Here is a 12,672-nt window from a genome sequence, read left to right on the forward strand (position 1 = left end):
CCCATGAGCGGTATTACCATTCGCGCGTTGATGCAGATCGACAACCTGCAACCCAAATTCGCAGCCTACAACGGCGCAACTGTGCAAGGCTCTGTCCCCTTGTCGGGCGACACAGTGTTGATCGGGGAGTTCGCTCCCGGCAACGGCGTGTTCACCCTGATTGACCGCGCTTTGAAAGCGTCTTCGGTTGAGGCAACGACGCAGTTGGTGGAGCGCGAGTTCGGCTTTTTCATCCTGCGCTCGCCGTCCAACGCAGAGGTGTCCGCCGCGCGAGACGCAATCTTGTCAGAGCTGGGACAAACAATGGCAGACCGTCAAAAACCGGTCGTGACCACAACGCAAACCATCACAAGCGTGGAGCCCTATCAGGCGCAGCTTTTGAACAAATGGCGAAAGGGATCATTGTTGGTGCCGGGCCAAACACTGGGCATCATTGAATGCGCGCCCGCCGCTTATATCTCGATTGCCGCCAACGAGGCCGAGAAAGCCGCCGAGATCGACATTATCGAGGTGCGCGCGGTAGGCCGCTTTGGTCGTCTCTTTATATCTGGCTCCGAGAACTCTGTCGCGCAGGGTATGGAAGCCGCCGTTCAGGCAATTGAATCCATCGACGGTGTGAGCGCCTGATGAGCACCAAGCGCGTCATAGGGGCCGAAGCGCTGGAGGATGCGCGCCAAAGGGGCCGCAACCAGTTCGAGGTTCTGCCCGGTGATATCGTCACCGCCATGGCGCGTGAGACGGCAGCCCGCATTGGCATCCAGCTTGTGGACGGGCCGATTGAAAAACCAAGCGCCCCTGTCACGGATGGCGCGACTGCTTTGCGGCGTGGCTTATACCGGCGTTCTCCCCGCTGGGTCACGCCGCAGGCGTCAAAATCTACGCGACCTCGCCGGTTGCGCAAACTGGCGCTTGTGGGGGCAGGGGGCGTGGGCGCCAATATCGCGCATCTGGCCGCGAACCGCGATATGGCTGATGACATCACGCTGATTGATATCGCACCGGGTGTGGCCGAAGCTATGGCGCTTGATCTGAACCATGCCAGCGGCATCACCGGCTCGCGGGCGCGCTGTGTTGGCAGCACGGATTTGGCGATGGTCGCAGGTGCGGAAGTGATTGTCGTCACCGCAGGGCGCGCGCGCGGTCCGGGTATGACGCGCGCTGATCTGATCGACGTTAATGCGCGCGTGATGCGCAGCACTGCCGAAGTGATCAAGACCCAAGCGCCCGACGCTATTGTGATCGTCGTCACCAACCCGCTGGATGAAATGACGGTCGAGATGCTGCGCGCCACAGGCTTTCCGCGCGAACGGGTTTTGGGCATGGCGGGTACCTTGGACAGTTCACGCTTTCGCAACGCTTTGGCGATGGCGGCGGGGGTGACCCCCGCGGATGTGACCGCGTTCACTTTGGGCAGCCACGGCGACGAGATGGCGCCCATCCCCAGCCACGCCCGCATCAAGGGCCGCGCACTTTCGGCGTTCCTGAGCGAAGAACAGATTGCGGCCTGCGTCAAAGACGCGATTACAGGCGGCGGACAGGTTGTTGCATTGAAAAAAACAGGGTCAGCGACGGTTGCTCCTGCACATTCATCCATCGAATTGATTGACCACATTCGCGGGGCGGCATTGGGGTCTGTGCCTGTGTCCGTCATGCTCGAGGGGGAGTTCGGGATCGACGGTGTCGTTCTGGGCGTTCCAGCGCATCTTGGCGCAAAAGGTCTGGTTGCGATTGACGAAATCCGCCTGACCCAGACGGAGCAGGCGGCCCTGAATACTGCCGCTGAGGCGATCCGCACCCGGCTTGGGCTATGAGCGTGCGTGTCTACCAATCGGGTGGGCGGTTTGAAGAAGCTGCCAGCTATGCCCGCGCAAAACGCGTAGGCCCGTTCGTCTATATCGCAGGCACCACCGCCATCGAGCCTACGGGCAAAATCCACGCGCCCTATGACGTCTATGCGCAGTCAACCTATATTCTTGGCCGTATTGAAGAGTTCCTAAAGGAAGTCGGTGCCGAGCGCCGCCATGTCATGCGCAGCCGGTGCTACCTGCCAGACCTGTCGCAGGCGGCGGGCCTCGTCAAAGCGCATGGTGCGTTCTTTGCGGGAATCATGCCAGCTATGACAGCGGTAGAGGCCAAGCTGACCCAAGACGGTTTGATGGTAGAGATTGATGTGGATGCGATTGTGCATGACCCAACAGGTCAAATTTCGTTCTAGCCGCTTCAAAAATCGGCTTTGCCTCAACAAAAACGTTGAAACGCGGGTCATTCAGTGTACGGTGTACTGTATACAGTCGACAAAAGATGCGACGATCAACCACAGGGAGACGCTAAATGATAAAAGTAACGGCAACATCCGCCTTGGCGATTATATGCGCCACGATGGCGGCGGCAGAGGTGAAGGTGGGCTTTATCGGCTCGCTGTCCTCGGACACAGGGCTGAGCACATTGCGCGGCGCGGAAATCGCGATCGAAGAGCTGAACGCGGCGGGCGGCATGAACGGCGAACAGATCGTAATGGTTACCGCCGATACGTCAGAGGATCCGACCGAAGGCGTCAAAGCCTATGAATATCTGGCGGAGACCGAGGAAGTTGATTTCATCATCTCAGGCTCGATCGACGATGTGTCGCTGGCGTGGATGCCGCGTATGCAGGAATTCCAGATCCCGACGCTAGACACTTGGACCAGCTATATCGGCATCATCGACATGGTTGTCGAAGACCCTGAAACGATGGCGCCCTACTTTATGAACATCGCCTCGGACGAGGCTTTGGCGACGCTCTATATCAACTTTGGCGCGGATGTGCTGAAGGGGCAGATGGGCTGGGAAAGCACAGTCATTCTGGCCGAGGACACCGCCTTCGGTGAGGCGATCACCGGTCTGATCACCGACGCACTTGGCCCTGTTGCGGGGATCAAGACGACCGAGATCATAAAATATGACGTAAACACGGTCGATTTTGCGCCGCTGTTCAGTCGCGCGCAGGAAACGGGCGCCGACTTTATCTATCAGGTTAGTACGGTAAATTCTCAGGTTGTCTCGTCGCAATATGTGAAGCTGCAAGTGCCGATGCCCATGACCGGCGTGAACGTTGGCGCGTTGGGGCTTGAGTATTGGGAAGACACGGGCGGTGCCGGTGGCGGTATCTCGACCCTGTCGCCTGTGCCGTCGGTTGGGTTCGAGCTTGACCCCGTCAGCCAATCCTTCGTCGACACCTATCAGGCGAAATACACCAGCCGTCCGGTTATGCCGCACTTTAACGGGTTCAACGCCTATCACGGCCTCAAGCAAGCGATGGCTGCGGCCGAAACTGCTGGTGGCTTTGGCGATGTAAAGGCCTGGTCTGCCGAAATGAAAAAGCAGGACCTTGTGCTTGAAAAAGACGGCAAGCTTTGGCTGCGCTACGGCTTTTGGGGCGATGATGAAGTCGAGGAAGTTACAGGGCGAACATATCCGCACAATGCCCGGTTTGACCTGACGTCACCTTACGAGGATGCGCAGCCGTCGATGGTTGTGGTCCAGTGGAAAGAAGACGGGTCCGTCGGTGTGGTCTATCCGTTCGAATACGCAACGACCGAGTTCACTATCCCTAGCTGGGTCAAGTAACCCACTCCTTCGTCGCAGCGCACATCCTGCGCTGCGACACCCCAATCAAGGCAAATTCCCCATGCTCCAGATCATTATCCAAGGCCTTCTGCTGAGCGGGCTCTACGCCCTTATCGCGGTCGGCTTCACCCTTATCTTCAGCGTTGGGCGTGTGCTGAACCTTGCCTATGGTGCCTATCTGATGATCGGCGGCTACGCGTTTTTCTTCTTTTCCCAACAGCTTGGGCTGCCTATTCTCCTGGGGGTTATTCTGGCTGGTGTGTTGGGCTGTCTGGCGGGGCTTTTGAAATACCGTCTTTTGGTGATCCCGCTCAAGGGCGACCATGTCGCAATCGAGATTTCGACGCTTATTCTGGCGGTTGTTATACAAGCGGGCATCGTGCTGCTGTTTGGCGACAGCCCCAAAGTTCTGCTGCCCATCGTTCCGGGTGTGACGCAGATCGCGGGCGCTTCGGTGACCTTTAACATCCTGACGGCCACGCTGGTCAGTTGGGCCATCCTGATCAGCCTCTATCTATTCATCAAGAAAACCCATCTGGGCCGCGCCATGCAGGCGGTATCGATGGATAAAAAGGGGGCCGCCATTTCGGGTGTGAACCCGGATCACATTAATATGTTGACATGGGGGATCAGCGGTACGCTGGGCGCTGTCGCGGGTGTGTTCTTTGCCAGCTATACACAGCTGTCGCCGTCGATGTGGGTTGCTCCGCTGATCATTGCCGTTGCTGTCGTCATCGTAGGTGGCATCGGGTCCATCATCGGCACATTGATCGTGGCACATATCATCGGTTTTATGGAGGTCATCGCCGTGGCTGAAATCGCACCCGAGCTGCGCGGCGTCTTTACAATGCTGTTGATCATCGCAGTGCTGATCATCCGCCCGCAGGGCCTGTTTGGGCGGGAGGAAATTCAATGAACATTCGGTGGTATCACTTTGCCCTTTGGGCCGCGTTCATGGCCGTTATGTTTGCCTTGCCAGAGTTCGTCTCGCGCGGCACACTGCGCACCGTCATCTTTGCCAACTTCCTCGCGATCTTTGCCATCTCTTGGGACGTTCTTTCAGGTCGCACCGGCTACATCAGCTTTGGCCATCCGTTCCTCATCGGCATTGGCGCCTATACCACCGCCATCCTGACCAAGCGGTTTGACGTCGCCATCGAGGCGTCCATCCCCATTGCCGTTATCGTGACGATGATCGCGGGCTTTATCGTCTTTCTGCCCGCCTTGCGCATCAAAGGCAGCTATTTTGCACTGGTCACGCTCGCGTTCATGGAGCTGATGTACCAGTTGGTACAAGTCATCCGGCCCGACCTGACGGGTGGCACGCGCGGCATTTCCGGCATCCAAGGGATCACACGGGGCGCGGTGAACGGATACTATTTGTCCCTGACGCTGTTGCTGGTGGTGGCCGTCACAGTTTGGCTGGTGATGCGCACACGGGTGGGAACCGCGCTGAGTGCGATTGGCATGAACGAAGAATCCGTGCGCGGATCAGGCCTTGATACTACGAAGCTGAAATTGTTCGCCTTCCTGTTCAGCGCACTTATCGCGGGTCTGGGTGGGGCGTTCTACGCCCATTATGTTGGTGCCATCGCACCGCGTGCACTGTTTGATATCAACTTTTTGTTTACCATTATTGTTGCGGCCTTGATCGGTGGGGCAGCCACGACGGCGGGGCCGATCATCGGTGCGTTCTTCCTGACCTTCCTGCTGGAATACCTGCGCCCCTATTTGCCCGGTGCAGAGCGGTACTTTATCTATGGCGGGGTCGCGCTGCTTTTGTACATGTACCAACCCAAGGGGATCATCGCCTTGCTTGAGACGATGAAAGACCGGATCATCAGGAGGTCTTCGACATGAGCAGTCCACTAGTTATATCGAACCTGCGCAAGACCTTTGGCGGTCTGGTGGCTACAAATGATGTGTCGTTCAGTGTGGCGCAGGGGGAATCCCTTGCGTTGATCGGGCCGAACGGGGCAGGCAAAACCACAATCTTCAGTCAGATCATGGGAGAGCTGCGCCAGACCGCTGGCACGATCACCCTGTTTGGCAATGAAATCTCGAAGCTCTCGACACCTGCGCGCATCCGCGAAGGTGTAAGCCGGACCTATCAGGTGCCGCGCCCCTTTGGCGAAATGACTGTCGCAGAAAACATTCGTGTGGGGCTTATGCCTGATAACATCTGGCACATGATCACGCGCAGCGGTAACGCTGACCGCGAGTTGGAACTGGCGCTGAGCGTCGGGTTTTCGGAAGATGACCTCAAGCGCACCCCCTCGGAGCTGTCGATGGGTGATCTGCGCAAGCTGGAAATGGCGCGCACCATGGCCACCGGCCCGCGCGTGATGTTACTGGACGAGGTCTTTGCGGGTCTGACCGTGGGCGAGATCGCACAAATCGCTGCGCTGATCCAGCAGATGCGCAAGGACGGCATGACCTTTCTGATCGTCAGCCACGACCTTAAGGCGCTCGAACCACTTGTGGACCGCGCCATCGCAATTGAGCAGGGCACGCATATCGCCGAGGGCCCCTTTGCCCAAGTTATGGCTGATGACGCAGTCCGCGCTTCTTATCTGGGAGCGGCATGATGGCGTTTTTATCAATCGAAAACCTCAACGCATTTTACGGCAAGGCGCAGGCCCTGCATGATGTGTCCCTGTCCTGCGAAAAAGGCGAGATCATCGCTGTTATCGGCGCCAATGGCGCGGGCAAATCAACGCTGCTCGATAGCATCATGGGGCTGACCAAAACGACGGGCACCATTTCGTTTGACGGAACCCCCCTGAATGGCGGCCCTGCTGCCGCTGTTGAACGGGGCATTGGCTATGGCCCTGAGCGGTTCAATCTGTTCCCCTACATGTCGGTCTATGACAACCTGATGGTTGGCGCGTTTACGGCGCGGAACGATATTGAGAAAAACCTTGCTGCCGTGTTCCGTCTGTTCCCGCGCCTTGAGGAACGCCAGGCGCAGGAAACCAGCACCCAGTCAGGCGGCGAGCGGCAGATGGTGTCGCTGGGCCGCGCGCTGATGACCTCACCACGTCTGCTCATCGTGGACGAGCCCACGATAGGTCTGGCCCCGAAAGTCTGCACCGAGATCGCAGCAGCCTTGCGCCGACTGCGCGATGACATGGGCCTGACGATCCTCATCACAGAGCAGAACGCAAACTTCGCCATGACGCTGGCAGAGCGGCTGTACGTTCTGGAAGCAGGTGCCGTGCGGGCAACCGGCACAGTGGACGAGTTGCGCGATGATCCGCGGCTGCTTGAGGCATATTTCGGGCACTGACTTTCGAGCGGTTTCTGAGCGAAGTATCTACCAGAACTTGCGGGCAATTGAGAGTGTAGGCCACCGCTCTCGCTAATTGCGTCACCCTTAGCCTCGATCATGCCACAAGCTCAAGCGTCTGCTCCGCAACCACTTCCTTCAGATTGCGCGCTTGATATCTTTGACGATCTTCTCGCCAGGACTCTTTGTAGTCTTTCTCATCGTCCACTCCTAGGTGGTTACGATGAGCCTAGAGCACTCTCTTAGAAAATTGCCCTATTTGGACCCATAAGCGCTGACGTCAGACACCCTAGCATAGGTCCACGCTCTCTCCCGCAAAAGCCCCCTCAACGTCCGCACGATATCAGTCGAGCCTGCATTTGTATTGACGCACTTGGGGGGTGTCGCAGGCACGTGCGGCGAGATTTCTGCGGGCAACAGTGCATGCATCCTGCTGGTTTTGCAGTATGAAGCGATGTGGCTCGCATCTTTGTTTCAAATCCGTTGACGCGGTCGGGCATGCTTCAGGCATACCTATCGAGAAAGGACCACCGCCTCGTACGCAAGATCCTTCCTGTGCGTCCCACGAGGCCACACATGCTTTACGGTAGATCGTCGGCGTGTTTTTTAAAACGCAATCGCTGTAATCACCGCAACCCTTCGAAGTCTCAGTCTTAAGTGGGCAGGCCGCCGTGATGTTCTCGCAGATCTTAACCTTGTCGCAGGTATGGCGAAGGTCGCTGCAAACCGATTTGGCCTTGGCATACAGCGTCTCGCAGGTGTTCGCATAAAGTGGCATGGACAAGGTTGACAGTAGGCCGGTCAGGGCCAGTCGAAGAAAAAAACGATTCACGTTGCGTTCCTTTTCAAGTCATGTGGTTCGGACCGGAGTCTCGGCGAATTTCAGGTTGTGCACCGAGCAGGCCCATATCAGTTATCAATGTGTTAGCGTAGTGTATGATCGGCCTTCAGTCTAGCAATCAGGGGTGATTGGGGGGACAGGCTCGCCCTCAAGGATCTGACTGAGCAGTTTGGACAACACGGTCATTACGACCATTGGTTTCTACAATTGACCAGATAGCGTCCGATCTGATGCTTAAAGGTCTTCGCATCGCGACTTAACAGTTTTCGCACAAAGTGTAAAAAAACGAGCGAAATGATCGGCAATGTCAGCGCCCGAAAACGCCTTTGCTTGTGCGCCAGCGGCGAACGGCTGCTTCGGTGGGCCGCGCCGCAGCATCTTGACCGACGATTCTCAAATTGGCCCGCCAAGGTGTCCTCGAAACTCGCGCTGGCTTTCGGGATGTGTATGTTCCTACCAACCGCTGCGACTACGCTTGCCGCAACCTGCGGCGCGTATAGCTGATTTTGCACCTCACAGCGCCAACTTGGCCAGCTGGGCACCCAACCCCCATCAAGGGTTATCTGGATGCTCTCCACCTAACAAAAACGAAAAGACTGAGGCGCTTGAAAGTTTTCGCCCCCTCAACGTTACAATCGATTGCAAGAAACTGGCTGAACGGTGCAGGGGGCGGCAACCGGACCTTAGCTGCATCTGCGAAGGGTCTGTGCCAGAATTGCAAAAGCGGCCATTCAAGCCGTAGCAGACTGAAGCGCCCACGCTGCGCTGCACGCCAAGGTCGGCTGTGGACAGAAGCGGACTTTGCAAAGTGTGGGCTGTTTTCCGGCGGCGGCCTTTCATGTGGAGTGCGGCTAACAACCGGTTCGAGATCTATGCAGACTGCCAAACAGGCTGCAATACTCTAAGGCATATGCACGGCTGAAAGCCGCTAAGGGTTATCCTTGGGAGCGGAAAGCTGGAATTTTTACGAGGAAGGACATTTGCTCGACCACCGAATCCTTCGTCCGCGTCGGAGGATGAGTAGGGGTGTCAGACAGCGTGAGGTTTTCTTGGCTGCTCCGCCATAACAAGATTAGCACCAGCATCTGCGCGATAATCACATAATGTCTCGCAGGATGTTCGCTACCGCCTATTTCCCCGTATGGCAAATTTAACGCGAGACACCTATCCCTTAACGGAGCCTCATGAAAGCGAATTGCTCGGACGTGGGCGCAGTCATTACGAATTTTCCGAAGCTTGTGAAGCAAGCTGCGCTCTTGTTGGGAAATCACTCCCACCGAAAAGCTGAGGTTTATCCGCGCACTGAACGTAGCCAGTGGGGCGGTTCCATCGAAAAGTTCATCTGTGCTTTTCGCTTGGACAAGACGAATCCGCAGAAGATCTTTGAGCGCGTCATCCAACGCTGCGGCAGTCAAAAGAACTGCACCTCGTTCTGATTCATGTTCGAGATCAGAAAACAGTTCCACATATGATTGCGTCTTGGGCCATCGGTCCACGAGTTCTGCGAGATCAATCTCGATCACTTTAACCGAACTCTCAGAATTCATACGTCACCTTTCGATCTTACGGCTGCAACATCTCGCATTTCGGCCTTTCCACCAGTGTAGCGCGTGCGTCCGCTTTTGCCTACCTCGTCGTCCCACACTAGGTCCGCTTCGGGCTGGGACCAGTCATCCGGTTGGTCGCGCCGAAGCCTGCAAGGTCAAGATTTGCGTGCCGCACCGCCGCAAGTCCGGTTTGAACCCACTTCGATTTGATGTTTCTCGTTAGAAATGCGGAACTCTAATGTACTATTGGAGCACTGAAGACGATTCTTGCGGGAAGAAAAATGTCTAAAAAGTTCAAATCCAGAGAGACGCTGGATCAACTCCTTTCTTCATGTTCCGACACCATGTTTCCTGCCGAAATGGGTGAAGCTCCCGTTAGCATCGATAGCAGAGACAGTGATGGTGATACCCCATTGCATGTAATGCTTTGGCGAAAAAATACGTATGGAGCACTGTTACTTATCGAGGCAGGTGCCGACTTAAACGCCGTTGGAGACATGTCAGAAACGCCGCTTCATGTCGCCGTAAGCCAAGGAAACATTAAAGTTGTGGAAGCGCTTTTGAAATCTGGTGCGAATCCGGCAGCTAAATCTGAGTTTGGGAAATCACCCAAAGAAATTGCCGTCGAACTGGGTGGCGAGATGCAACGGTGTTTTGGCAGTCAGTGACTTTATCGTCGTAGTGTTGCGAATGGCAACTAATGTCCGCGATGCAGTCATCTGGCCAACTCAAAATGCTGCAGGCTGCACCAATGACCGCTTTCGGGACGGGGGGCCTTTCGAAGTGGCTACCAGTTGAATGTCTGGTAAGGGCCGAAAACGCCAATATCTATTTCGCGACGACGTCATATGCTAGCGTTAGCTTTCTCCGTGTATCTAAGAAAGTTTAGTTTAGGGCGTTAGCATCAACGCGTTTCATAAGTGCGCCTAATTACAAGCTGAATACCAGTTGCCATTGCAATCCATCATGTACCAACTCCGGCCGACAGCTGCCGTGCATCTCTGCCCGATGTGTGCCCTAGAAACGAAAAAAGGCTCAGCCAGAAGTGGCCAAGCCTTTGTTTTTAATGGTGAGCCGTGATGGGTTCGAACCATCGACCTACTGATTAAAAGTCAGTTGCTCTACCAACTGAGCTAACGGCCCACTAAGCGGTGTATCTAGGAAGAGCGAGCGTGGCGGTCAACCCCGAAAATGGAGGAAATTAGCCCTGATGCTGGATTCCTTTAAGGCGCAGGCGTATATGCGCATTATGGATACACAGATACATCATATCAGCTTCATGAAAATGCACGGTTTGGGCAATGATTTTGTGGTTATTGACAGTCGCGGGCGCGAATCTGTGATGACTGCCGAGTTGGCTCGGGCGATGGGCGACAGGCACCGAGGTGTTGGTTATGATCAGTTGGCCGAGATTACCGATGCGGACAAGGCCGATTTTCACCTGACGTTCTGGAACTCGGACGGCAGCCAAGCCGGAGCTTGTGGCAATGCGACACGCTGTATCGCGCGGCATGTGATGGTTGAGAGCGGCAAGACCAAGTTGCATATGATAACGGCGCGCGGAGATCTCTACGCACTCGATGCTGGCGAAGGCAACACAGCCGTCAACATGGGGCATCCGCTGACAGACTGGAGCGATGTGCCGCTCGCCAGTGAGATGGACACCCTGAGCCTGCCGATTGAAGGTGCGCCGGTCGCGACGGGTATGGGCAACCCGCATTGCACGTTTTTTGTGGATGATGCGGAGGTCATCAACCTAGCAGAATTTGGCGCCGAGCACGAACACCACCCGCTGTTTCCCGAGCGCACCAATGTGCAAGTGGCGAGCCTGCTCGGGCCTGACCACCTTCGCATGCGCGTGTGGGAGCGCGGCGTCGGTATCACACTTGCTTCAGGGTCGTCGTCATGTGCTACGGCAGTTGCAGCGGCGCGGCGCGGGCTAACAGGGCGCACTGTGCAGATTGATCTGGACGGGGGCACACTGCTTGTTGACTGGCGCGAAGATGGCGTCTGGATGACTGGCGCAACGGCGCATGTGTTTGACGGCATGTGGCGGTTATGAACGCGCCAACATTCACCACGCTTGGCTGCCGCCTGAACGCCTATGAGAGCGAGGCGATGCGCGAATTGGCCGAGAATGCCGGCTTGCAAGATGTGCAGGTCGTGAACACCTGCGCCGTAACAGCCGAGGCCGTGCGCAAAGCCAAAAAAGAGATCCGAAAGCTACGTCGTGAACACCCCGATGCGCCGATCATCGTGACTGGATGTGCCGCGCAAACCGAGCCTGAGACTTTTGCTGAAATGGTTGAAGTCACCCGCGTAGTCGGCAACCACGAGAAAATGCAGCCGGACACATGGCAGAACCTCGCGCCTGACCTGATCGGCGACACCGAGAAGGTGATCGTCAACGATATCATGTCTGTCACCGAAACAGCCGGACATATGATCGACGGGTTCGGCACGCGCAGCCGCGCCTATGTGCAGGTGCAAAACGGCTGCGATCATCGCTGCACATTTTGCATCATCCCCTATGGTCGCGGCAACTCGCGCTCGGTGCCTGCTGGTGTTGTTGTCGAGCAGATCAAGCGGCTGGTTGACCGTGGTTTTAACGAAGTCGTGTTGACGGGTGTTGACCTCACCAGTTGGGGCGCTGATTTACCCGCCGCACCGCGCTTTGGCGACTTGGTGATGCGCATCCTCAAGCTGGTGCCAGACTTGCCGCGCTTGCGTATCAGCTCGATTGACAGCATCGAAGCCGACGAAAATCTGATGCAGGCCATCGCAACCGAACCGCGCTTGATGCCGCATTTGCACTTGAGTTTGCAGCACGGTGATGACCTGATTTTGAAGCGCATGAAGCGGCGGCATCTGCGCGATGATGCGATAGCCTTCACCGAGGAAGCCCTAAAGCTAAGACCCGAAATGACCTTCGGCGCCGACATCATTGCGGGCTTCCCGACCGAGACAGAAGCGCATTTTGATAACTCGCTAAAGCTGGTGAGCGACTGCCAACTCACATGGCTGCATGTGTTTCCCTACTCGCCACGCCACGGCACACCGGCTGCTCGGATGCCGCAAGTGCATGGTGCTGATATCAAGGCCCGTGCAGCGGCACTTCGCCATGCCGGGGAGCAGCGCGTCGAGCAGCACTTGCAGGCGCAAGTAGGCCGTTGCCATAGTGTTCTGATGGAAAACCCGAACATGGGCCGCACCGAGCAATTCACCGAGGTATCGTTTGATCAGCCGCAACCTGAAGGGGCGATCGTGCAGGCGCGTATCGAGCAAATTGAAGGCAACCGCTTGCAGGCGACTGCGTTGCTCTAAAGCGCTTCGGCATATTGTTGAGGCAGAGCGAGAAGGCAAAGCGGGTGCCCTGCCGCGCTTGTGTC

At 56.5% G+C, this 12,672-nt stretch carries 13 protein-coding genes and 1 tRNA gene; 11 read left to right on the top strand and 3 right to left on the bottom strand.

All coding sequences use genetic code 11. From position 1 onward, the window contains the following. The first annotated feature begins 3 nt into the window (after positions 1 to 3). The 8 genes from KO498_RS02320 (at position 4) to KO498_RS02355 (ending at position 6,895) form a co-directional block, all read left to right on the top strand. The gene (locus KO498_RS02320; protein ID WP_215958260.1) at positions 4 to 627 is read left to right on the top strand and encodes a BMC domain-containing protein; all 624 of its coding nucleotides are present in this window, start codon (positions 4 to 6) and stop codon (positions 625 to 627) included. Then, positions 627 to 1,811, top strand: coding sequence for a malate dehydrogenase (locus tag KO498_RS02325; RefSeq protein WP_215958261.1), 1,185 nt, complete (start codon positions 627 to 629; stop codon positions 1,809 to 1,811). The genes KO498_RS02320 and KO498_RS02325 overlap by 1 nt, the downstream gene beginning before the upstream one ends. After that, entirely contained in the window at positions 1,808 to 2,215 is a 408-nt protein-coding gene (locus KO498_RS02330; protein ID WP_215958262.1) for a Rid family hydrolase, read from the top strand. Before KO498_RS02325 ends, KO498_RS02330 begins: the two co-directional genes overlap by 4 nt. A 116-nt stretch (positions 2,216 to 2,331) precedes the next feature. Further along, on the top strand, positions 2,332 to 3,606 hold the full coding sequence (locus KO498_RS02335; protein ID WP_215958263.1) for an ABC transporter substrate-binding protein: 1,275 nt from the start codon (positions 2,332 to 2,334) through the stop codon (positions 3,604 to 3,606). Positions 3,607 to 3,667: 61 nt separating this feature from the next. Then, positions 3,668 to 4,522 (top strand): branched-chain amino acid ABC transporter permease, encoded by an 855-nt coding sequence (locus tag KO498_RS02340; protein ID WP_215958264.1) that lies wholly within the window; start codon positions 3,668 to 3,670, stop codon positions 4,520 to 4,522. Continuing rightward, positions 4,519 to 5,466 carry a branched-chain amino acid ABC transporter permease gene (locus KO498_RS02345; RefSeq protein WP_215958265.1) on the top strand — a complete coding sequence of 316 codons (948 nt, stop codon included), beginning with the start codon at positions 4,519 to 4,521 and terminating at the stop codon, positions 5,464 to 5,466. The genes KO498_RS02340 and KO498_RS02345 overlap by 4 nt, the downstream gene beginning before the upstream one ends. Further along, a complete protein-coding gene (locus KO498_RS02350) occupies positions 5,463 to 6,194 on the top strand; it encodes an ABC transporter ATP-binding protein (protein ID WP_215958329.1) in 732 nt (243 codons plus the stop codon). Before KO498_RS02345 ends, KO498_RS02350 begins: the two co-directional genes overlap by 4 nt. After that, positions 6,194 to 6,895 carry an ABC transporter ATP-binding protein gene (locus KO498_RS02355; RefSeq protein ID WP_215958266.1) on the top strand — a complete coding sequence of 234 codons (702 nt, stop codon included), beginning with the start codon at positions 6,194 to 6,196 and terminating at the stop codon, positions 6,893 to 6,895. Before KO498_RS02350 ends, KO498_RS02355 begins: the two co-directional genes overlap by 1 nt. A 343-nt stretch (positions 6,896 to 7,238) precedes the next feature. On the opposite strand, the gene KO498_RS02360 is transcribed toward KO498_RS02355, so the two are convergent. Continuing rightward, entirely contained in the window at positions 7,239 to 7,727 is a 489-nt protein-coding gene (locus KO498_RS02360; protein ID WP_215958267.1) for a hypothetical protein, read from the bottom strand. A 944-nt stretch (positions 7,728 to 8,671) separates the two neighbouring features. Beyond that, positions 8,672 to 9,283, bottom strand: a complete 612-nt coding sequence (locus KO498_RS02365; protein WP_215958268.1) for an MltR family transcriptional regulator — start codon at positions 9,281 to 9,283, stop codon at positions 8,672 to 8,674. A 281-nt stretch (positions 9,284 to 9,564) separates the two neighbouring features. Between KO498_RS02365 and KO498_RS02370 the strand changes: the two genes are divergently transcribed. Beyond that, entirely contained in the window at positions 9,565 to 9,951 is a 387-nt protein-coding gene (locus KO498_RS02370; protein ID WP_039001586.1) for an ankyrin repeat domain-containing protein, read from the top strand. Positions 9,952 to 10,350: 399 nt separating this feature from the next. On the opposite strand, the gene KO498_RS02375 is transcribed toward KO498_RS02370, so the two are convergent. Then, positions 10,351 to 10,426: transfer RNA gene (locus KO498_RS02375), tRNA-Lys, on the bottom strand. A gap of 97 nt (positions 10,427 to 10,523) precedes the next feature. Here KO498_RS02375 and dapF point away from each other — a divergent pair. Then, entirely contained in the window at positions 10,524 to 11,345 is an 822-nt protein-coding gene (dapF, locus tag KO498_RS02380) for a diaminopimelate epimerase (protein WP_215958330.1), read from the top strand. Continuing rightward, positions 11,342 to 12,607, top strand: coding sequence for a tRNA (N(6)-L-threonylcarbamoyladenosine(37)-C(2))-methylthiotransferase MtaB (gene mtaB, locus KO498_RS02385; RefSeq protein ID WP_215958269.1), 1,266 nt, complete (start codon positions 11,342 to 11,344; stop codon positions 12,605 to 12,607). The genes dapF and mtaB overlap by 4 nt, the downstream gene beginning before the upstream one ends. Positions 12,608 to 12,672 lie beyond the last annotated feature (65 nt).

Source organism: Lentibacter algarum (genome assembly GCF_018860975.1).
Lineage (GTDB): Bacteria > Pseudomonadota > Alphaproteobacteria > Rhodobacterales > Rhodobacteraceae > Lentibacter > Lentibacter algarum_A.